The organism is Nostoc sp. FACHB-892 (assembly GCF_014698795.1).
Lineage (GTDB): Bacteria > Cyanobacteriota > Cyanobacteriia > Cyanobacteriales > Nostocaceae > Nostoc.
Map to the genome: position 1 here is coordinate 106423 of NZ_JACJTR010000016.1, position 22076 is coordinate 128498.

At 41.9% G+C, this 22076-nt stretch carries 23 protein-coding genes; 19 read left to right on the top strand and 4 right to left on the bottom strand.

Features of this window, described 5'->3' with window-relative positions; translation table 11 throughout:
* Positions 1–215 precede the first annotated feature (215 nt).
* The 3 genes from H6G96_RS21005 (at position 216) to H6G96_RS21010 (ending at position 1365) form a co-directional block, all read left to right on the top strand.
* Complete coding sequence (locus tag H6G96_RS21005; RefSeq protein WP_190913246.1) at positions 216–434, top strand: hypothetical protein; 219 nt, start codon at positions 216–218, stop codon at positions 432–434.
* Between the two features lie 248 nt (positions 435–682).
* Complete coding sequence (locus H6G96_RS40925) at positions 683–835, top strand: hypothetical protein (protein WP_206757672.1); 153 nt, start codon at positions 683–685, stop codon at positions 833–835.
* Between the two features lie 218 nt (positions 836–1053).
* On the top strand, positions 1054–1365 hold the full coding sequence (locus H6G96_RS21010) for a DUF6679 family protein (protein ID WP_012408115.1): 312 nt from the start codon (positions 1054–1056) through the stop codon (positions 1363–1365).
* Positions 1366–1435: 70 nt separating this feature from the next.
* On the opposite strand, the gene H6G96_RS21015 is transcribed toward H6G96_RS21010, so the two are convergent.
* The gene (locus H6G96_RS21015) at positions 1436–3103 is read right to left on the bottom strand and encodes an MBL fold metallo-hydrolase (RefSeq protein WP_190913247.1); all 1668 of its coding nucleotides are present in this window, start codon (positions 3101–3103) and stop codon (positions 1436–1438) included.
* A gap of 772 nt (positions 3104–3875) precedes the next feature.
* Between H6G96_RS21015 and H6G96_RS21020 the strand changes: the two genes are divergently transcribed.
* The 6 genes from H6G96_RS21020 (at position 3876) to H6G96_RS21045 (ending at position 8302) form a co-directional block, all read left to right on the top strand.
* The gene (locus H6G96_RS21020; protein WP_190913248.1) at positions 3876–4433 is read left to right on the top strand and encodes an RDD family protein; all 558 of its coding nucleotides are present in this window, start codon (positions 3876–3878) and stop codon (positions 4431–4433) included.
* A gap of 43 nt (positions 4434–4476) precedes the next feature.
* The gene (rpmG, locus tag H6G96_RS21025; protein ID WP_094351774.1) at positions 4477–4671 is read left to right on the top strand and encodes a 50S ribosomal protein L33; all 195 of its coding nucleotides are present in this window, start codon (positions 4477–4479) and stop codon (positions 4669–4671) included.
* 2 nt (positions 4672–4673) lie between these two features.
* On the top strand, positions 4674–4889 hold the full coding sequence (gene rpsR / locus H6G96_RS21030) for a 30S ribosomal protein S18 (protein ID WP_012411240.1): 216 nt from the start codon (positions 4674–4676) through the stop codon (positions 4887–4889).
* A 112-nt stretch (positions 4890–5001) separates the two neighbouring features.
* Positions 5002–7062, top strand: a complete 2061-nt coding sequence (locus H6G96_RS21035; protein WP_190913249.1) for an RNB domain-containing ribonuclease — start codon at positions 5002–5004, stop codon at positions 7060–7062.
* Positions 7063–7185: 123 nt separating this feature from the next.
* Positions 7186–7503: a type II toxin-antitoxin system ParD family antitoxin gene (locus H6G96_RS21040; RefSeq protein ID WP_190913250.1), complete on the top strand. Its 318-nt coding sequence runs from the start codon at positions 7186–7188 to the stop codon at positions 7501–7503.
* Between the two features lie 319 nt (positions 7504–7822).
* Entirely contained in the window at positions 7823–8302 is a 480-nt protein-coding gene (locus H6G96_RS21045) for a VCBS repeat-containing protein (RefSeq protein WP_190913251.1), read from the top strand.
* Between the two features lie 263 nt (positions 8303–8565).
* Here H6G96_RS21045 and H6G96_RS21050 read toward each other — a convergent pair whose 3' ends face one another.
* Positions 8566–9099 carry a GrpB family protein gene (locus H6G96_RS21050; protein WP_190913252.1) on the bottom strand — a complete coding sequence of 178 codons (534 nt, stop codon included), beginning with the start codon at positions 9097–9099 and terminating at the stop codon, positions 8566–8568.
* Positions 9100–9212: 113 nt separating this feature from the next.
* On the opposite strand from H6G96_RS21050, the gene rpmI reads away from it, so the two are divergent.
* The 9 genes from rpmI to H6G96_RS21095 all read left to right on the top strand — a co-directional run bounded on the left by rpmI (position 9213) and on the right by H6G96_RS21095 (position 17355).
* Entirely contained in the window at positions 9213–9410 is a 198-nt protein-coding gene (gene rpmI / locus H6G96_RS21055) for a 50S ribosomal protein L35 (protein ID WP_109007939.1), read from the top strand.
* Positions 9411–9429: 19 nt separating this feature from the next.
* Positions 9430–9786 (top strand): 50S ribosomal protein L20, encoded by a 357-nt coding sequence (gene rplT, locus H6G96_RS21060; RefSeq protein ID WP_069069781.1) that lies wholly within the window; start codon positions 9430–9432, stop codon positions 9784–9786.
* Positions 9787–9798: 12 nt separating this feature from the next.
* Entirely contained in the window at positions 9799–10614 is an 816-nt protein-coding gene (locus H6G96_RS21065) for a transporter substrate-binding domain-containing protein (protein ID WP_190913253.1), read from the top strand.
* 115 nt (positions 10615–10729) lie between these two features.
* The gene (locus tag H6G96_RS21070) at positions 10730–11254 is read left to right on the top strand and encodes a tetratricopeptide repeat protein (RefSeq protein WP_190913254.1); all 525 of its coding nucleotides are present in this window, start codon (positions 10730–10732) and stop codon (positions 11252–11254) included.
* A 169-nt stretch (positions 11255–11423) separates the two neighbouring features.
* On the top strand, positions 11424–13406 hold the full coding sequence (locus tag H6G96_RS21075) for a primary-amine oxidase (protein ID WP_190913255.1): 1983 nt from the start codon (positions 11424–11426) through the stop codon (positions 13404–13406).
* A 120-nt stretch (positions 13407–13526) separates the two neighbouring features.
* Positions 13527–14096: a peptidylprolyl isomerase gene (locus tag H6G96_RS21080; RefSeq protein WP_190913256.1), complete on the top strand. Its 570-nt coding sequence runs from the start codon at positions 13527–13529 to the stop codon at positions 14094–14096.
* Positions 14097–14796: 700 nt separating this feature from the next.
* The gene (gene bchB, locus H6G96_RS21085; protein ID WP_190913257.1) at positions 14797–16323 is read left to right on the top strand and encodes a ferredoxin:protochlorophyllide reductase (ATP-dependent) subunit B; all 1527 of its coding nucleotides are present in this window, start codon (positions 14797–14799) and stop codon (positions 16321–16323) included.
* Between the two features lie 164 nt (positions 16324–16487).
* Positions 16488–16874 (top strand): hypothetical protein, encoded by a 387-nt coding sequence (locus H6G96_RS21090; protein WP_190913258.1) that lies wholly within the window; start codon positions 16488–16490, stop codon positions 16872–16874.
* A 16-nt stretch (positions 16875–16890) separates the two neighbouring features.
* Complete coding sequence (locus H6G96_RS21095) at positions 16891–17355, top strand: hypothetical protein (RefSeq protein ID WP_242063353.1); 465 nt, start codon at positions 16891–16893, stop codon at positions 17353–17355.
* A gap of 118 nt (positions 17356–17473) precedes the next feature.
* Here H6G96_RS21095 and H6G96_RS21100 read toward each other — a convergent pair whose 3' ends face one another.
* Together H6G96_RS21100 and H6G96_RS21105 are read right to left on the bottom strand one after the other, a co-directional pair.
* Positions 17474–17650 (bottom strand): DUF2281 domain-containing protein, encoded by a 177-nt coding sequence (locus tag H6G96_RS21100; RefSeq protein ID WP_190913259.1) that lies wholly within the window; start codon positions 17648–17650, stop codon positions 17474–17476.
* Positions 17651–17778: 128 nt separating this feature from the next.
* Complete coding sequence (locus H6G96_RS21105; RefSeq protein ID WP_190913260.1) at positions 17779–18279, bottom strand: hypothetical protein; 501 nt, start codon at positions 18277–18279, stop codon at positions 17779–17781.
* A 590-nt stretch (positions 18280–18869) separates the two neighbouring features.
* Between H6G96_RS21105 and H6G96_RS21110 the strand changes: the two genes are divergently transcribed.
* Positions 18870–22016 (top strand): plasmid replication protein, CyRepA1 family, encoded by a 3147-nt coding sequence (locus tag H6G96_RS21110; protein ID WP_190913261.1) that lies wholly within the window; start codon positions 18870–18872, stop codon positions 22014–22016.
* Positions 22017–22076: the final 60 nt, after the last annotated feature.

A 22076-nucleotide genomic window follows, 5' to 3' on the forward strand; every position in this document is an offset into this window, starting at 1 on the left:
TCTCAAGATTGGTACTAAACATTTTTATAACCATACCTTTGCGTATATCTATAGATAGATGCATCGAAATTTCATGCTATAGCCCATTGTTGTGATTGGAATCACTAATTACGTGTAATTATAATCACTTGATATTCATGTTCCATATCAACGAGTAGCAAAGGGAAATGTTTCACACTTGAGGTAAGGAATTTATTTACTCTGCCCTAACCAAGATGATTCGCACACTCGTTGAATCTGCTTTCCAAACTGGATATCTTAGTGTTGAATCTGAGGGTTTACTTCATCAAGTGCTGGTCACTAAATGCTGGAAGGAAGAGGATTTGTCAGCCCTCGCAGCCCTATACGATGCAGTTCGCGTAGGTAAAATTAAACGAGAAGCGTCTTCGTCGAACGTGCTTATGGAATTTCCGTTACCGTATAAATCTTGCTGATACTCCAAAAGAAGCAGAGGGTAATTTTTTTATCGTCTTTACTTTCTGCCCCTTATCTCCTTTGCCTCTCTGCTTCTTTCACCTACTCGGTTGTCTTTTCCTTAGCCATCATCAGGCGAAAATCTTAAAAACTTAAAACTCTTTGAGTCTTATTGTTGAAAACCATCAAGGTCAGCAAGAGAATGAGTTAAGATCAGATACACATGGGTAAAAGTAAAGCCAAATCCCCGGACTTCCCAGTAATGCCAATGAGTAAAACTAGGCAAGTTAAACAACCGCAATCAACGATTGTTTTGGAGTATTCTTTATTACATAATGGTAAAAAGGACTCACCAGCAAATATGAACCTGGTTAGAACAGGTTCCGAATTGTTTGACTTCTATGAAGCACGCATTCGGTAGAATGAGCCGAAGGGAGATTGAATTCATTGCTAGAGCAACCATTGATTTATGACTTAAAATTTCCTAATATTTGACAACTACAAGCAAGTCTTGGGATTAAGTTATGAAGCATACTTGTTCTGAAAGGTGAAATTAACCTCTTAAAGGTGTAATGTAATGGGGTAGAACCCAGATTTTGACAGGTTTAACTACGTTGTTTAAAAAGGCAGAAACAATACATGCTACACCGCAAGATTTATCAACTCTGTTGCGATGGGCGCGAGGTATGTGTTTTCTTGCGGGACCAGCAACGCTGGATTGAACGCGCCCGCATCATCGACATAGAGGGAGATTTAGTGACCCTACGTTATGAAACAGAAGAAGAGGACGAAGTTTGTTCTTGGGAAGAAATGGTTCGCCTCGAGAGCATTGGTGCTGTAACGCAAAAACTGGCTTCAGTACCACGCGGTAATGTGGAACCTTTGATGACTGAAGACTGTCCCGAAGCCGAACGCATCCACAACCGTTACACTGACTCGAATCCAGAATAATCAGTCATTAGTCATTAGTCATTCGTCATTTGTCATTAATTAAAAATGACCAAGGGCACCGGATTAATGACTATTGGCTATCATTTAAACCTTCAAAAGCAGGACAGTAACCTTCTAGAGTTACCTTAAAGTTATACAACGGGGAAGCTGGATTCCAACATCGCTGCCCCCTTTGGTGTCGGCAAGTACCGCAACAGTCTACATCTGTCCATGTATAGCGATCGCTATTTTGGTTGAGCAATTCTCGTTGAGACAATCCCCTCAATACTAGTTCTTCCCCTTGCCAACGAGCTTCGATTAAACCAGTATCAGCAAATTGCCGCCAACGAGGATCAGCAGTAATCACATCGGCTAAGGTGATTGTGATTACTGTTCCCAACTCTGTCAGTTCGCCTTCGTAGTTAGTTTCTGGTGCTGCCGGTTGTAAAAATGTATCGCCGATAGGCAATTCTACTAAAATGTCAGCCGCCGGGGAATGGATATGGTAGCGGTTTTGCAACTCCTCTAAGCTAGTCAGGTCTGCCAAGTAGGCAGGAGAACCGTGAACAAAAATGACGTGCTGGGGTCGCAAATTATGAATTAACTGCGTAGTACCAGGGCCATCACTATGTTGAGCCAAGAGATAAGTTTCGACAGTGGTGGGTGCTAAATATTCTTTATTAACTTTTATATCAATTTTTTCTGGTAAAAGGATCAGCCAAGGACCAGTGTCTAGTTGACAGTGCTTACCCAAATCATCTGTAGAGTCGGTAAGGACTATACAAGGAGACTTACCCACAGTGGAACGATGTTCTGCTTGTAAACGACGCACGCGAGGACGCACCCGTTCATCCCAAAACAAGGGTTGATGGCGGGCGAAGTTTTGTACAGATGGGGGAAGGTGGGTTAGCAGCTCTAAATAGGCATCACACCCAGTAGCGACAGCACCATCTACCCAAATATCTATATCTCGTCCGGTGAAGTGGTGATGAGAGCGTAAGAGCATTAATAATTCTTGACCCAATCCTAAAGCAGGAGTGGGAAGGATCACGGAACAATGGTCAGCGATCGCCCGATTAATTCGTTCTGCTAGTTGATTTTCTTGGTTGCGGCGGTGAGGATGCCGGGATGTGCCATAACTGCCTTCAATAATTAGCACATCCAAGTCTAATCCTCGCAATTCCTCTAAACGCAAACCTTCTACCAACCGGGAGTTTGACAGGAAAAAATCTCCTGTATACAGTAGTTTGTAAGTACGCTGCTTTGTGGTGTAGGTAAGGAGAATTGCCACTGCCCCCGGTAGATGCCCTGCGGGAAATAATTCTGCCACCAAACCATCTTGGAATTCCACAGGCGATCGCAACGGCAAGGCATGACAAAATTCGGAAATTTTCTCAGCATCTTGGTCTAGCCAATTCAACGGCAGTAACTTGCTGGTTACTTCACTACCATAAATAGGTAACTTTGGAAAAGCTTTATGAAGTGCCAGTAAGCCTCTGGCGTGATCTGGGTGGGCATGACTAATCAAAACGAAATCTGCCGGTAGGGACGAACTAGCTCCACCTACCGACTTAGTAAGCCCCTTAACCAGCGATGAAATATCCTCCAAACCACAGTCCAACAGGATACGGTGTGGGCCCATCTTCACCAATAAACACACACCCTCATCGTAATGCTGGACACTATAGGGCAAACATTCTAATTCAGTACCCACTTCCGCAGCATCTACGCGAGAGGATGCCGACAGATTATCCTTCATGCTGTCCTCCCCACAAATCTCATCATCATGGACATATCCCAAAAGCCAAAAATTACACAAATTTTGGTTTTGTGACTTAGGGGTAAGTTTTATCGTGCGCCCCTACACCCTGAGAATACAGATTTTTGATTGGGGAGGACGCCTCCACCGAACCCGCACTGGTTCGGAAAGGTGGACTAACGAGAAGCCATTAAATTACTAGCTCAAGGAAGCTTCTTGTTTATTTTCTCTTTGCAAGTTCTGAGCTATCTGAGCCAACTTATCCTATAGGAAGTCGCTCAAGCGTCTACAGACTTTTTTCAATGTGCAGAGCCATTGCCGTGATAGTTATCTGAATCATAAAATCCATTTTTCGTGCCAAAAAACAAGCACGAAAGCGTAAATATAACTGTTAATCCAGCTAAAATCAGCTTTACATCCATTTGTTTGCTGCCCTTTACTCAAGACTTCCTTATATTAATTTAGTGCTTCCGCAATCAAACGTAATCACTAGAAAATCTTTACTATGCTTATGGGGATTGGGCAATAGGTAAATTTACCGCAATCAGTCAGATTGTAGAACTTTTCGGTTCACCTGTCTATCCATTTAAATGTGAAGCAATATGACAAGGAGTAATCCTCTACAGCCCCTCAAAATCCTCAGTAGTTAGGATTGATTGTCTTAACTGTTGCCAATCCGGTTATAGCCTAAACGCCAAACCCAAGCCATCACCTTAATATTAAAAACAGGAGCAATTATTTCCCAACCCCTAAATAAAAATACCTGTGTTGTATGACTATCGAACGACTTCCCCAAAAACACTATCCCAAGGCTGAAATTGGGCGGCGAGGTATGGCATTGGGGCTTGATTTCCTTGGTGTCTGGTTAGTCAGTTCCCTACTGGGAGGCGGCGATATCGGGATTCAATTTGTGCAAATCCTAGTTTTTGTGATACTTTGGCTGATTTTGCGGGTGCTGGTGGTATACAACAATCAAGGGCAGAGTTTAGGGCGTTGGGCATTCGATTTAAAAGTCTTGGAAGTTGAAGATGGGGAAGTAGTGGGAAGAATTCCAGATTTGCTCTCACTAGTGAAGCGAGAGGCGATCGTCGGCTTGGGTGCCCTTTTAGTGTCAATTGCACTGAGCAATATTAGAGCCAATCCCACTGTTATACTGCTAGTATTTCCCCTAGCAATTGATTGTGGAACTGCCTTATCTGATGCCCAGATGCGGCAGGCTTTACATGATCGCTATTGTGGAACTTTCATAGTTTCGTCGCGTCGTGGCTACTCTCTTGACATAAAAATTAAAAGATTAGTTGATAATATGCGGCGGAATGTGAGAAGATAGTCATTTGTGTTAATTCTCTTCAGGCTTCACTGTTTGTAAGATTATGGCTAAGAGTAAAGGTGCCCGCATTATTATCACACTAGAGTGTACTGAGTGCCGGACAAATTCAGACAAGCGGTCTGCTGGTGTTAACCGTTATACCAGTACCAAGAATCGCCGCAACACCACTAACCGGCTAGAACTGAAGAAGTTCTGCACCCACTGCAACAAACATACCGTTCACAAGGAAATTAAGTAGAGATGAGTTATTTCCGTCGTCGCCTTTCTCCGATCAAGCCAGGAGAACCAATCGATTATAAAGATGTTGATTTACTGCGTAAGTTTGTCACCGAGCGAGGTAAAATACTGCCACGTCGGATTACTGGGCTTACATCTCAGCAACAGCGAGAGTTGACATTAGCAATTAAACGTTCGCGGATTGTGGCTTTGTTGCCATTTATCAATGCGGAAGGCTAAAAAGAGTGATGAGTTATGAGTGATGAGTGATGAGTTAAGAATCAAAACTCCTAACTCCTAACTCTTAACTTAAAACTATTTAAACTGTTCACCAAATTAAAGTGCGAGAGTTGTGGAGAAGGGGACGCTAGTTGAATTTAGGGTTCAAGGCGATCGCCGTCTGGGCATCGTAGAACGCCCAGACGGTAAAACCCGCTGGTTTGTGGTAGACGAACGTGGTCAATCCCACAGCCTCGCGCCTAGACAAATAACTTATACAGTTACCGGGCAGACCTACAAGCCTTCTGAGATTGCCAGCTTTTTGGAGCAGATCAAGCCTTATTTAGACCCATCTAGCTTAGAAATAGCTTGGGAATTACTGGTTGAGGATGGGGAAACAGTCACCCCTGACCAAATGGCGAATCTGCTATTTTCAGAATCAGACGCGCCTCCTTGTTACGCCGCCCATTGCTTGTTATCAGACGACAAACTTTATTTCAAGCAAAAAGGAGACGCTTACGAGCCGCGAACAGCTGCTCAGGTGGCAGAACGGAAGCACCAGATGGAAGTAGAGGCATTAAAAGCCAAGGGACAGCAGGAATTTTTAACTCGTGTAGAGCAGGCGCTCAAAGGTGAAGCAGTAGAGTGGCAGCGTCACGATCGCCAGCGCTTAGAAGGACTCGAAAAATACGCAGCACTGCTTGCTGACACCGTGCGGACAGGAGTCAATTATGATTCCTTGGCTCGTGCTTATCCGCCAAGCGCTCCAGTATTAGAAACTATGACCATGCTGGGACGACCCACAACACCCCAAGGAGCCTTTCAGCTGTTGGTGGATTTGGGTTGCTGGAGTCCTTATGAAAACTTGTTCCTGCGTCGTTCTTCAATTCCGATCCAATTTCCTAATAAGGTATTAGAAGTGGCGCAACAACGTTTGGATTTCCCGCCGATTGACTCAGATACAAACCGCCTTGATCTGACTCACCTGAAGGTCTACACCATTGATGATGAAACTACCACAGAGATCGACGATGGTCTGAGTTGGGAAGTACTACCCGATGGGCGGGAACGCCTGTGGGTGCATATCGCCGATCCGACTCGATGGTTAGTGCCAGAAGATGAATTAGATTTGGAAGCCAGAAAGCGGGGTAGCACAGTCTATTTACCTACGGGGATGATTCCCATGTTTCCAGAGGTATTAGCGACCGGGCCGATGAGTCTAATCCAGGGACGGGTTTGTTGCGCCCTAAGTTTCGGGATTATTTTAGATACAACTGGGGGAGTAGAAGATTACAGCATTCATACCAGTTCGATTAAGCCGACTTATCGCCTCACCTACGAAGATGTAGATGAAATGCTGCAATTACGGGTACAGGCAGAACCGGAAATTGCTGCGATCGCAACTTGGGCGCAGAAGCGCAAAGCTTGGCGTTACGCTCAGGGGGCAATTAGCATCACCATGCCGGAAGCGATGATCAAAGTCAAAGATGATGAGATCAATATTGATATTTTGGACGATTCCCCATCGCGGCAAGTAGTGGCAGAAATGATGATTGTTGCCGGTGAAGTTGCAGCTCGTTATGGTAAAGCTCATAATATACCTTTGCCCTTTCGCGGTCAGCCGCAACCAGAATTACCCCCAGAAGAAGAGTTGCTGCAACTTCCCGCCGGATTCGTTCGCGCTTGCGCTATGCGTCGTTGTATGCCCAAGAGCGAAATGAGCATTACGCCTCTGCGCCATGCTGGTTTGGGTTTGGATACTTACACCCAAGCAACCTCTCCCATCCGTCGTTACAGTGATTTGCTTACCCACTTCCAATTGAAAGCCCATTTGCGGGGTGAAGTTCTGCCATTTACGGCAGATCAACTTAAAGAAGTTATGATGACAGTTACCAGCATCACCCAAGAAGTGACAATGGTAGAACGGCAAACTAATAGATATTATGCTTTAGAGTATTTACGCCGTCATCCAGAGGAAACTTGGGAGGTAACAGTGTTGATGTGGCTGCGAGAAGACAGCAACTTGGCTTTAATTTTGTTGGAAGATTTGGGCTTACAGTTGCCAATGGTTTTCAAGCGTTCTGTGAAGTTGGGCGAACAGATATTGGTGAAAGTCAGCCACGCCGATCCGCAAAAAGATATGATCCAGTTTCAAGAAATAGTTTATCAAGAAGCCCAAACAGCAGCAAATTAACTAATTTGTCATTTGTCATTTGTAATACTCGCCAGAGGCTAGTATTATCAATTGCGAATTATTTTAATCTTGCTCAAACCCCTGTCGGTTAGGATATAGGGTAAATGGAATAAGGTAATAGTTGTGAATATATCTTTGACCCCAGAACTGGAGCAGTTGGTTAAGGATAAGGTTAGTAGTGGGAAATACAACTCAGTTAGTGAGGTGATGGGTGAAGCATTGAGATTGCTAGAAGAACGCGATGCCTGCGGCGGGCTACGCCAACGCACTCGAAATCAGCGTCTAGCAGAATTGAAAGCTAAAATCCAAGAAGGAATAGAAGCCTCAGAGCGCGGTGAAGTAGTCGATGGCGAAGAGGTTTTTGCAGAAATTGAAGAAGATATCCGACGCGCTGAAGCCCAAATGCAACAAGCAGAGGCCTTAAAATTGCATTTGATGTAAGCGATCGCTTTCTGTAACAAATATGTCAAATTTGATTAACTTATTCTTTGGAAGTCTCTTAGTAATGATAAAAGATAAAAGTGTAACTGAAACCATAAGTTGGGGTGAAAGTCCCCAAGACGCATTTTGCCGCCACGCGATGGCTGAGATTATTGCTGTGAAAGAGTTACAAAAATAAAATAGCTCTTTTCACCAAAAAACAGAGAAAAAGCTTATTTTGACTGTGCTAATAAAACTCCAAGTTATTTGATCCGGCATTTAGGAACGTAGCAACAAAGGTTTCAGACTAAAAAAATTAGTTAACTGAAAAACCGAACCTATGAGTACCTTTACTTTTTTACCCAAACAGGATCGCTCTGAACGAGGATGGAGTGATTATGAGGTTTTGACAGGAGATGTCAATGGCGATGGTCGTACTGATTTGATTTGGAACGAAACAACAGACACCAATCGCACTTACGTCGGGCTTTCTAACGGCAATGGAACTTTTACATTTCTGGGAGCACAGGATCGCTCTGAACGAGGATGGAGTGATTATGAGGTTTTGACAGGAGATGTCAATGGCGATGGTCGTACTGATTTGATTTGGAACGAAACAACAGACACCAATCGCACTTACGTCGGACTTTCTAACGGCAATGGAACTTTTACATTTCTGGGAGCACAGGATCGCTCTGAACGAGGATGGAGTAATTATGACGTTTTGACAGGTGACGTTAATGGCAATGGTCGTACTGATTTGATTTGGAACGAAACAACAAACACCAATCGCACTTACGTTCGACTTTCTGCTCTCTAAACTTGCCTATAATGGTTAATACAAGGGTTCATGTCACTAGGGGCAAAGTAAGCTAAAAATATTGCTGGACAATTGTTTTCACCAAAGCCATTCTCTTGGACAGATTTTCATTTCTCTTATTGGGTTAATTTGAGATGGTAGCTGCATTTTTGCCGTGCTGTACTACTGATAAATTTACACCAGACTCGTCAGTGAATATAAGGTTTTCGGTAAGAATCACTTGAACTGTTTGCCAGAATTCTACTCGTAGTGACTGAACCCACTCACCCTTTTTTCTCCATCTCCTCACACTGTGCTTTTGACATCACAGCCCGGATATAGTCATTTTTACCATTGGTATAAGCCTCGCGATCGCTCCGAAAACTTGCTGCCAAATCGCGTTTTAAAGCTTCATATCGTTTCGCTTCTTCAGGATGCCTCCTCAGATAGTCGCAAAATAACTTACGTTCCCAAAATTCGCTGTTAACCTCGACTATGTGAACATGATGAGTACGCTGCTTTCCGTATGGTGGCATTCCTTTGACAAAAAACATCCGTCCAGGATCTGGGTTTTCACGCCAATAAACGTATCCCAACGATTCCAATGCCGGAATAGTAGATTTCGCACCTACTAAGGAACGGACTCCTACCATGATGTCAATAACTGGTTTTGCTGCCATTCCTGGTACTGCCGTACTCCCAATATGTTCAATTTCCACAACTAAGTTATTGCCTAGTACCTGCCAAATATGCTCGGCTTCTTGTGCAAACAAAGTCTGCCACTGTGGATCATATTCGACTATATTTACTTCATCCATCGGTGAAATTAATTTTGTCTATAACAGTGGTAGTTGGTTAAATCGTTTATTTAATTACCATTCAAGCAATTTTATTAGTATAATAATGGATCGTGTCGAATTAAAGCTAAACAATGCCTAAACTAAAGACTCGTAAAGCCGCAGCGAAGCGATTCCGTGCCACCGGCACCGGCAAAATCGTCCGTCGTAAAGCGTTCAAAAGCCACCTTTTAGAACACAAATCTTCTGACAAAAAGCGTAGTATGCGTCAGAGTGCGCTTGTACATGAACGCGATGAACTTAACGTGCGCTTGATGCTCCCATATTTGTAAGTATTTTAGGAAATAAGTTATGACTAGGGTAAAACGCGGTAATGTAGCTCGGAAGCGCCGCAATAAAATTCTCAAACTAGCTAAAGGTTTTCGCGGTTCTCACTCAACTCTGTTTAGAACTGCCAACCAACAAGTAATGAAGGCGCTACGGAGTGCCTATCGCGATCGCAAAAAGAAAAAGCGCGATTTTCGTCGTCTCTGGATCACCCGCATCAACGCTGCTTCAAGGCAACACGGTTTGAGCTACAGCCAGTTGATCGGTAACTTGAAAAAAGCTGATATCCAACTAAATCGCAAGATGTTGGCACAATTAGCAGTCCTCGATCCAGCTAGCTTCGGTAAAGTTGCTGAACTCGCAAATCAAGCTAAAGGATAAAGGTGGCAAGGGATGTATAACAGATGTAACAAATGGGAAATAATTACTCGGTTACATCTGGTATTATCCGCCACTATTTTTTGGATATCTTGTTTTTCCATAGTGGGGACAGGATTAACTGCGTCTGCCGCCGAAATGCCAGAAATTCAGCAGCGAGGCTATCTAACTGTTGCCGTCAAAGATAACTTGCGTCCGTTGGGATTTAGAGATGCTAATGGTAATTTGCAAGGCTTAGAAATTGACTTGGCACGGCAATTGGCACTTGACTTGCTTGGTAAAACAGAGGCTGTAAAATTGGAACCTGTAGCGAATCGCGATCGCTTGTCTGTAGTCTTAGACAAGAAAGTTGATTTTGCGATCGCTAGGGTAACAGCAACTGAATCTCGCAGCCGCATAGTTAGTTTAAGTGTTCCCTACTATTTGGATGGCACTGTATTAGTTACAAAAGATCCCTCTGTGCAGAAGTTTAGTGATTTGGCAAAACAAAAAATTGCCGTACTGAATAATTCCAGCACCATTGCTCAAGTGCGGTACTATGTGCCAAATGCCGAGTTGGTAGGAGTAAATTCTTATGAAGAAGCGCGAAAGAAGATAGAAAGTAATGCGGCCGTAGCCTTTGCCGCAGATGCTAGCGTTTTGAGCGGTTGGGTGCAACAATATCCCCAATATCGGCTACTGCCAACCAAGCTATCAACTGAACCTTTGTCTGTAGTCATGCCCAAGGGATTGCAGTACGATAAGTTAAGACGAAATGTGAATGAAGCTATCGCTCGTTACTTAGCAGAAGGTTGGCTCCAGCAACGTTCTCAATATTGGGGTTTACCGTAAGGTTGTCATTAGTCATTTGTCATTTGTCATTAGTGAACAATCAAGGATAAAGGGCAAATAACAATAGGCTGATAATACATACAAAACTAACTTTATAATATTTGTATTTGCAGCAATGGATAACAATCTAGCCGTAGTTTATCTCTCAATTTTTGTGACTATACTCACACTTGCAGCCGTGAGTGTTTTTCGCCAGATTTTCAAAACTCGCAAGATTGAAGGCTCCTTTGCAAGATTGCGAAAGAAGTTAGAGAAAGAAAAGGGTACGACTCAAGAATATTATGAGTTAGCCAGTATTTATTCAGAAAAAAAAATATATTCCCAAGCGATCGTGCTGTTTCAAAAAGCTATCAAAACTGCCCAAGAAGAGGGAGAAGAAAATATTGCTCCCATTTACAACGGGCTGGGTTATATTTATTTTACCCAAGAGCAATATGACCTAGCAATTCGTCAGTATAAAGAAGCTCTAAAAGCTAAACCAGACTACGTAACAGGGTTAAATAATCTTGGTCATGCTTACGAGAAGAAAAAGTTAACTGCTCAGGCGTTACAAAGTTACGAAGAAGCACTAAAACTTGCTCCAAATAACCCTATTGCTAAACGCCGCGCTGAATCTTTACGTCGTTTAGTTTCTGCTTAAATTAAGGGCATGGGGCATGAGGCATGAGGCATGGGGGAATAAACTTTTCACTAGTCCCCAGCCCCCCTAATTGTTAACAGATTAATTTGGCTTTAGCTTCTTAATTTATCGGGTTTCAAGCTTAGGCTTAGAAATAGATAACTATACGTCTTTTGTAAGAATGTAAAAGATGATTAAGCGGCTAAAGCGTTTTTTGTGGCTAGCTATTGCCATTATTGTCGTCGTTTCTATCTCACTAAGACTGATGGGAATATTAACGGCTCAACAGCCTTCGATTTCTCATCCTATCACTTCGCTAACTGAGGTAGAAATTAGTACAGCTGTTTCGGTTATCAAAAGAGAAAAAACTTTGAGCGAAATGGCAGCTTTTCCACTTATTGCTTTACAAGAACCAGATAAAGAAGAAGTTCTAAATTTTACACCTGGTAAAGCTTTTGGGCGAAATGCTTTTTTGGTAATCTATGAGCGATCGCTAAACAAAACCTATGAAGGAATTGTTGATCTAACAAGCAAAACCTTAAGTTCTTGGAAAGAAATACCCTTTGTTCAACCTGCGATCATCGCTTCAGAATATGAACTGGCAACTGAAGCTTTTAAATCCGATGCCCGATGGCAAACAGCCATGCAAAAGCGGGGAATTACAGATTTCAACCAAGTCAAAATCAGTTGTTGGGCCCCAGGAATCCTGAGTAAACAGGAAGAAACAGCAGAAAACCGTCTTTGTCGGGGTTTATTCTACTACAAGGGCGATCGCTGGAATTATTATGGCAGTCCAATTGAAGGAATATTGGGAACCGTTAATTTGAACACAGGTAAAATTTCCAGTTTCGTGGATAGAGGGATAGTTCCTTTTTCCAAGGAAAACTGGAACTACGATATAAAGTCCTTGGGTAAATTACTTTCACCACTTAAAGCATTAAAAATTCTCCAACCAAATGGTGCAAGTTTCCAGATTAAAGGCAATGAAATTAGCTGGCAAGGTTGGAAGTTTCGCTACGTAATGCATCCCCGCAGTGGATTAGTACTTTACCAAGTGACACACAGCGACGGGGAAAATGTCCGACCAGTTTTGTACCGCGCTAGCTTATCAGAAACGGTAGTGCCTTACGGTGCTCCAGATCCCACTTGGTCGTTTAGGAATGCATTTGATGTTGGGGAATACAATTTTGGTTCCCTAGCAACGACGATGGAGTTAGGTAAAGAAATTCCTGAAAACGGTCTTTTGCAGGATGCTGTGTTTGCTAATGGCGATGGAGAACCTTATGTCATCCCAGGAGTAATCGGCATATACGAGCGAAATAACAGTATGCTCTGGAAGCACTATGACTTTGGCACTCAGCGCAATGATGTCCGTCGCAGTCGAGAATTAGTCATGACTATGACTGCGGCCATTGACAACTATGATTACAGTCTTAATTGGATATTTCACCAGGATGGGACTTTAGAAGTCCAAAATGAATTAACGGGTATTATACTGGCGCAGGGAACAGCTTCTGAAAACCAATCTGCTGAGGATTCTTATGGTCGATTAATTGCAAAAAACATTGTGGGGGTAAATCACCAGCACTTTTTCAATTATCGCCTGGATTTCGATGTTGATGGTAAGGCTAATTCTGTGATGGAAATGAATGTCAAAGCTTTGCCGATGGATGAGAAAAATCCTTTAGGAAATGCGATCGCAGTTACAGAAACCCCACTCACAAAAGAAACGGCTGCTGTCCGCGATTTAGATATGAAAAGCAGTCGAGAATGGATGATTGTTAGTGCAGATAAGAAAAATATGCTAGGGGCTGCACCTGGATATATGCTGATGCCTGGTGGAAACTCCATTTTTTTCCCTGTGGAAGGCTCAAACATCCGTCAAAAGGCAGAATTTGCGACTCACCACCTCTGGGTAACAAAATATAAACCTGCTGAATTCTATGCTGGCGGTGATTATCCCAACCAGACTCAACCAGGACAGGGTTTACCTAAATATATTGCAGACGATGAATCCTTGACGGGTGAAGATGTCGTGCTGTGGTACACAATGGGCGTAACTCATGTTCCGCGATCGGAAGATTGGCCTGTGATGCCTGTTCACCGAGTTGGCTTTAAGCTAATCCCTAGAGGATTCTTTAGCCGTAATCCAGCGATTAATTTACCAGAGTAAAATATTCGTTTTCTAAAGTTTCCTTAGTTCAGTTTTTTCATAATCTGTAAACCTGTAACTTGAATGCTGATAAGCTTATCGTAGGTCAAATACTAGCAGTTTTCATTCATAGGATAGCTCATGGATTTTCCAGAAATTAATATTTCCGGTGATGGCACATTGCACGCTCGTTTAATTACTTCCTTGGGTCAAATTATAGTTCGTTTGGAGGAAGACAAAACCCCCAACACCGTCAAAAATTTTGTAGGTTTAGCAACCGGCACAATCGACTGGAAAGACCCTAAGACAGGTCAATCTCAGAAAGGGACTCCTGCCTACGATGGAGTCCGCTTTCACCGAGTCATCCCTGATTTTATGATTCAGTGTGGCGATCCCCTGGCTCGTTATCCAGATATGGCCAACCGTTGGGGTACTGGTGGCCCAGGATATCAATTTGAAGATGAGTTTCATCCTGAATTGAAACACTCTAGTGCCGGTATTCTCTCAATGGCAAATGCAGGACGCGGTACTAATGGTTCGCAATGGTTCATTACAGAAGGCCCAACGCCTCATCTTGACCGCAAACACAGTGTTTTTGGTAAAGTTGTCGAAGGTATGGATATAGTCAACCGCATCGCCAATGTGCCTACAACTAGAGATCGTCCTAATCAAGACGTAGTGTTAGAAAAAGTAGAAATTTTTCGGCAGTAATTAACACCTCTGTAGTACCGCAAGGCGGAAGTTAAAAGTCAAAAGAATTGTATTCCAAGCTTTTACGCCATTTGAAATGGTATGTTTATTTCCGCCGTGTTGTACTAGTGTTATTCCCCCTTTTTTCCTTGTTTAAGGAAGCTTAGGGGGGATATTGATACTACAACCTAATCCTTTACAAACATCCTCTCAGAATATATTTGTATTCTTTGAGAAGTTGTACATAAATTTTATGAATTTATTGGTGATAGTTAATACTATTTCCTTGTCACACTGCATAATACCCTTTTAACTTCTTTCTTTCTTTCTCCGTGTCCTTTGCGTCCTTCTCTAACGAGACGCTGCGCGATTGCGGTTCGTTTTTCTTTCTTCTTTCTTGTACTTAAATCTGATTTAGCGCATCTTCATACATAATTGGTATAATATGCTGCCCCAGATTGAAAACAAATTTGCTGAAAAATTAAGATTTATTTTAAAAAAGCAACAGTAATATTGTTAAATTCAGAAGCTAGATTTCAATCAGGAACAAGGTTTGAGCGATGCCTACGCCTACAGAGCGCAGCTAAAATACTTACAAGTCTTCACTTCATCAGGGATACAACTTTTGAGACAATCAGAAACGATTTAATAATAATCAAGCACTTATAGTCCACTCTTATCGGACTCCGTGTTATTTCTATTGAAAAGGGAGAACACAAACATGAAATTAGCTTACTGGATGTATGCAGGCCCAGCCCACATCGGCACTCTGCGAATCGCTAGCTCTTTTAAAAATGTCCATGCGATCATGCACGCCCCCATTGGCGATGACTACTTTAACGTCATGCGCTCCATGCTATCGCGGGAGAGGGATTTTACTCCGGTAACAACCAGTGTCGTCGATCGCAACGTTTTGGCACGCGGCTCCCAAGAGAAGGTGGTTGATAACATCGTCCGCAAGGATGTCGAGGAACACCCAGATTTGATTGTGTTAACTCCCACCTGCACCTCCAGCATTTTACAGGAGGATTTGCACAACTTTGTCGAACGGGCGCAGTTGGAAGCTAAAGGAGACGTAATGCTGGCGGATGTTAACCACTACCGCTACAACGAATTGCAAGCTGCCGATCGCACTCTCGACCAAATTGTCCAATACTACATTGAAAAAGCCCGGAGGCGGGGCGAATTGGCTGAGGGCAAAACTGCGAAACCCTCGGTGAACATTATCGGTACTACTACCCTTGGTTTCCACAACAATCACGACTGCACCGAACTGAAACGACTGATGGCTGACTTGGGAATTGAGGTAAATACTTTAATTCCCGAAGGTGCTTCGGTGAATGACTTGAAAAAGATGTCCCAAGCCTGGTTTAACCTGGTGCCTTACCGTGAACTCGGTTTGACCACAGCGCGTTACCTGGAAGGACAATTTGGTACACCTTATATAGACATTACTCCAATGGGCGTAGTGGAAACTGCCCGTTGTATTCGCAAGATTCAGCAGGTTATTAACGCTCAAGGTGCAGAAGTTGACTATGAAAACTTCATCAATGAGCAAACCTTGCATGTATCTCAGGCTGCTTGGTTCTCTCGTTCAATTGACTGTCAAAACTTGACTGGCAAAAAAGCTGTGGTCTTTGGTGACAACACTCACGCCGCCGCCATTACCAAGATTTTGGCGCGAGAAATGGGGATTCATGTTGTTTGGGCTGGAACCTACTGTAAATATGATGCCGACTGGTTCCGCGAACAGGTTAGCGAATATTGCGATGAAGTGCTAATTTCCGAAGATCATGGTGAAATTGGGGATGCGATCGCTCGCGTTGAACCCTCCGCCATTTTCGGCACCCAAATGGAACGCCACGTTGGTAAGCGTTTGGATATTCCCTGCGGCGTAATTGCAGCACCGATCCACGTTCAAAACTTTCCGATTGGTTACAAACCATTTATGGGTTACGAAGGCACGAATCAGATTACAGATTTGATCTACAATTCCTTCACTTTGGGAATGGAAGATCACCTGTTAGAAATCTTCGGTGGTCACGATACCAAAGAAGTTATTACTAGGGGAATTTCTGCTGATTCTGATTTGAATTGGACAAAAGATGGTCAAGCAGAATTGAATAAGATTCCTGGATTTGTTCGCGGTAAAGTGAAGCGAAATACTGAAAAATTTGCCCGCGATCGCGGTTTCAAAGAAATCAACGCTGAGGTATTGTACGCCGCGAAGGAAGCTGTTGGAGCTTAGTTTAGAGTTTAATTGAGAAGATTGATGGGTGAGGAGTTCTGTATACTCTTTACCCTCATTTTTTTGCTTTAGTAGTAAAAATTAAATTATGAGATATCATAGATTTAATATTAATTTTTATATATTATTTCTCTCAATAACTATTTAAAATAAATAAATTAAATATGAACCATGACAAAGCGGCATTGTTTGCGGCACTGTGTCAGGCTGGTATTAAGCACAGTCCAGAAAAGGTTGTGCAGATTGCCAAGCAAGCTGATGGTAAAATCGTATTTTTAGAAAAGGGTAAAGCTGGTAGAGGAGGAAGGGGACTAGCACACATCTTAGAGAGACATCAAGAGGACTTTGCCAGACGTGGAATCTCCGAAAATGAAATTCCGGATGCTGTTATGGCTGCTGTAACAAGAGGAAAATTTCTTGGTTATCAAGGAACGATAGAACCTCGCCGGGAAATCTATGAAGTAATTTTTAATGGACAAACACAATACATAGCAGTGACAATAGGTGATAATGGTTATATAGTCGGAGCTAATCCCACCTCGTTACCATAATTTCACCTGAATAGCTATGGCAGTAAAGATAAAACTAATGGCTGATTATGGGTGCGATCCTTTATGGTGGGCAGATGCTGATAAAGTTGGTAATATCGATCCAGCAAGACTGCCCCTCAGTCCAGAAACCATTAGCCATTTGAGAAAATGGGCATCTGTTTACAATGAAACATTAAATTGGCAAGATCCTGCTAACTCACCAGATTTGAGTGCAGAAGCTGAAGCGGCTTTTGAAGAACAAGGAATTAGTCTATGGAAACAACTGCAAACAGAACTCGCTCCTAATTATCAAGTTGTTTATTTCAGTGAACCATTAGGCAAGGTTTTAACTCATCCTAGTGAATTAGAAGTTTTACGTCCTATTCAGCAACGAGCTAGTACAGCACCTAGAAAATTAATTGCGATCGCTGCATCAAAGAGAACCAAACTGAGGTTTTATACGCCGCGAAGGAAGCTGTCAGGACATAGTTTCAGAGCTTAACAATATTAGCAATCAACTTCCAAGGTTGACTGCTGATATTGTTATGTGAGTACTTAACAGGTACACCCTTATCTAGTTCGCCAGGTTGCCAATCATAAGGTTCATAGTTACCCAAATTTCATAAGTCAGTCTCTAGCCATCCCGCATCAGATTCTTCACTAACTATAGATAACTGAAATTTTTGCCGATTCTCTTTACTCCACTCTAAAAACTCAACAAAATCTAGAACTTCCTGCTGTGCATTTTTTGGGAGGTGTTCTAGTTTCTCTAAAATCTTGTCTTTGAGAGAATCCATGTTTACAGCCACGCTTTTGACTGAATAGTGTAACTTATAGCCCCTATCTTACAGAGTAGGCTTTTTTGCCAGCTTTGAATTAGGTATGACTTTACAAATAATTTGAGCCACTTTCGTTACATTCTTCGCTATTTAATTTCTCTATGTGCAGTTCTGTTTATAGAATAGGTGCTTCCCCTAAAGCTCAATTTATAATTTATTTGTGATGTAATTATTCCAGTCGATTGGGCATTAGGATCAGTGCAAACAAAATAAGTAGATCCCCTAAAGCTCAATTTATGGCTTACTAATGCTAGGGTTACTACATCTGGTTTGGTATTAAGGTCAGCACTATAGGAAGCCCCACGGTAGATTAACTTATAATCTGGTTCAGATTTGGGAATTGGCTGTTGCGGATATTGTATTTCCCTGTTTACCACCTTGCTTGTGTAGTATTCATAGCTTGTACTAATAAGAATAATAATTAACAGTAGAAGTAAAATCTGCCAAGGAGCTAATATTAAACCCAAAATTAGGCTGATAGCTGCAAATACAGCTACTAAATGCGAAATTTCATTATTATTTTTTTTTAATAAAAAATAGCCAGTAATGAAACAAGCACACGGTATACTCAAAAAGTATAAAGCCATATTTCCTACATTGGGAACTAAAAGCAAAGGGTTTATAAGCAGATTGAACTTGTTTGGAAAGTTGTTGTCTATTTTACCTCCAATTAAAATTTGAAGTTACCGTGCTACTTGAGTAAAAGTGTTACGTCAAGGTATCTGTATTAGTCTTGTTTGCGAAAGAAAAATTAACAGCTAAGGCTATCTCAAACCTTTGTTAGCCAACTTTGGAGTGAGGTTTTTATCTTGATTCATCAGAGATGCCACACCCCAAACATGAGGCGTGGTAACAGGTAAATGCTCAGTGTGAAATTTTTGCTCAAGTTGATGAAGATGTTACCCTATAGCGATCGCTGCTGCAACCCCTCTAGCGATCGCACTCCTTAACGCAGAAATTTACTGATAAATAAAAATTAATAGCGAACAAATATCACAATACAAAATTATTACTTCGGGGATCTAATAGGCAGAATAACCTACTGGAGTCCGAACCGATGTATCTCCCATTACGAAGTAAAAAAAAGCTCATAAAACCCTCGCAATCTCCCTTATAGAAAAAAAACAGATGCGTGCTAATCTTTTAATCTCATCGTCTTCTCTTCGGGTCTTTCCCTATGCATCTGCACTATTTACACCCCCAACACCTTGAAGAATTAGTCAAGAGTAGTGGTATAGACTTACACCTAGTGCAACTCAATTTTAGGTCACTCCAAGGCGTAACAGCTTATGAGTACCTATTGATTTCTGAGCTACTCCCCCGCACCAATACAGGAATGGTGAAAGCTGGATGGTTGCAGCGTTATGCTCATATTACTGAAGGGGGTTGGTGGTGTTCGGGACTAGACCCTTTGAATAATTGGCAAATGATGGAATGGGGATGCTTTAAACCAAACCAACCCCGGCAGAATCACAATGCTAAGTCCATCAAATACGAGCATCCCCCTAGCACGCCAACGCGGGTATTTTGTTTGCGCGTAACGCTGCAAGTCTGGCAGCAAGTCGCCGCACGTTACAATCTGGTCATGCCTGAAGATATCACCATTACTTCTGATGGTGAAGCTAAAGGCTTTTGGCAATGGGTGATGCAACATAACATTCCCCTGATTCTCTGCGAGGGTGTGAAAAAAGCAGCCACACTTTTAACGCAAGGATATGTAGCTATTGCCATTCCCGGAATTACTAGTGGTTATCGGGTTGTTAAAGATGAATTTGGCAAAATTACTCGTCGTCAGCTAGTTCCTGATTTAGCAGCGTTTGCAATCACAAAGCGTAGTTTTTATATTTGCTTTGATTTTGAAACTCAACCTAAAACAATTGCTGCTGTAAATAATGCTATTTCTCAACTTGGTTGTTTATTCCAGCAAAAAAATTGCACTGTTAAAGTCATCGAACTTCCAGGAATCGAAAAAGGAGTTGATGAGTTTATCGTTGCGAAAGGTGCAACTAGTTTTGATAAAGTTTATCGCCAAAGTGTTGATTTAGAAATTTATTTAGCTCAAACCAAACCCCACACTGAGTTAACTATTCCTGCGGCTCTCACATTGAATCGCCCTTATATAAGTGAAATACCTTTCCCCACTTCTGGATTAGTAGGAGTCAAATCAGCAAAAGGAACAGGTAAAACCACAGCACTGCAAGCTGTTGTTCAGCAAGCAAAAATTAGAAATCAACCCGTTTTATTAATTACTCATAGAATCTTACTAGGAAGATTTTTGTGTGAGAAAATTGGTATTCAATGGGGAACACATAAAGAAAATGCAAATAAAGGGATTAATAAACCACTTACCCCTGCTCCTCCCATTCTCCGCTCACTCTCTCCTCAGCAATCTCTTGGATTGTGTGTTGATTCTATTTGGAAACTTAACCCGGAAAATTGGCGGGGAGCAATAGTAATTCTGGATGAAGTAGAGCAGTCTTTGTGGCATCTATTAAATAGTAATACTTGTAAACATAAGCGTGTAAAGATATTAAAGTTATTCCAGCAACTAATTTCCACAGTTTTAACAACTGGGGGGTTAGTAATTGCCCAAGATGCTGATTTATCAGATGTATCACTTGAATATTTACAGGGATTAGCAGGAATTAAATTAACACCCTGGGTAGTTCTCAACCAGTGGAAACCTCAGCATGGTTGGGACGTAACTTTTTATGATTCGCCGAATCCAACACCGCTAATTCACCAACTGGAATTGGATTTACTTGCTGGACGTAAATGTTATGTTACTACCGATAGTCGCGCTGGGCGTTACAGTTGTGAAACAATTGAACGTTATCTCAAAGAACGCTTACAAAAGTTACGAAGGCAATTTCCCAAAACTTTGGTAGTTAGTAGCCACACTACAAACACACCTGGCCACGAAGCGGTTGATTTTATCACAGCAATCAATCAAAAAATCTCTGAATATGACGGCGTTTTTGTTACTCCTAGTCTTGGTACAGGAATTAGTATTGATGTCCAACATTTCGACCGAGTTTATGGCATTTTTCAAGGGGTAATTCCTGACTCGGAAGCAAGACAAGCATTAGCAAGAGTGCGGGATGATGTGCCGCGTGTTGTCTGGTGCGCTAAACGAGGTATTGGCTTAATTGGTAGTGGTAGTACAAATTATCGCTTGCTATCTGATTGGTATCAAGAAAATCAAAAAGAAAACTTAGCTTTGCTTAGTCCACTCCATAAAATAGATGTGGATTTACCTTTAGTTCATGACCCGATTCATTTGCGAACTTGGGCTAAGTTATCTGCACGGGTAAATGCCTCTATACGCCTCTACCGTCAATCGATGCAAGATGGTTTGACTGCTGATGGGCATCAAATTCAGATGCGGAGTAATGCTGTTCACAATAATATTATTCGAGATTTACGCCTTGCGTTTTTGGCAACTGACGCTGATGATTTAGCTACCCGCAGAAGATTAATTTTAGAAATTGTCAAAGTTCAAAAAGATTGGGCGCAAAGTCGTCAAAAAGCTAAAGAAATTAAGCGTAAAATTAAAGATATTAAGCAGCAAAATCAACTCTCAGTAGCAACTGCTGTGGCTAATGCTAAAGATATTGATTATGTAGAATATGAGCAGCTATTAGTGAAGCATTCCCTGACTGATGGAGAACGTAACCAAATCAATAAGTATGTTCTCAGGCAAAGGTATGGTATAGAAGTTACTCCTTGGCTGAAATTGCAGGATGAACAAGGATATTATCGTCAACTGTTAATTCATTATTATCTAACTCACGAAAGCGAGTATTTTCACGTCAGAGATCAGCAAGAATGGCATCAGCAATTGTCTTGGGGTGAAGGGAAAGTTTTTCTCCCGGATTTAAAAACTTACACGCTCAAGGTTGAGGCGATGAGAGCTTTGGGAATGCTTCAGTTTCTTGAACCAGAACGAGAATTTACTGAAGTTAATCCAGATTTGATATTGCTGAAAAATATTGTTTTTCAGCACAGTAAGCATATTAAAAGAGCGCTGGGTATTAACTTAGTCGGGGAGAAAGAGCAGGTTTCAGCAATAAAAATACTCAGCCGACTACTAAATTTGTTGGGCTTGAAACTAAAGCGAGTAAATGAGGTTTATCAAATTGATCTAGAAACGCTTTATGATGGCAGAGAGAAAATATTTGCAGTTTGGCATCAACGGGATGAGTTGATGTTGGCTCATGTTAAGAGTGTTGGCTATGAGTTGCCTGAGTATTCTTCAGACTGGAAGCTTGAAATTGTACAACCAAAGGTTTATGCCGCAGCAGCCAATATCCTTGATAGCTAATATAAAGCGAAACGGCGTGTCTAAAAAATAGCCAAAAATTTAGTCATATAATTAGCCCAA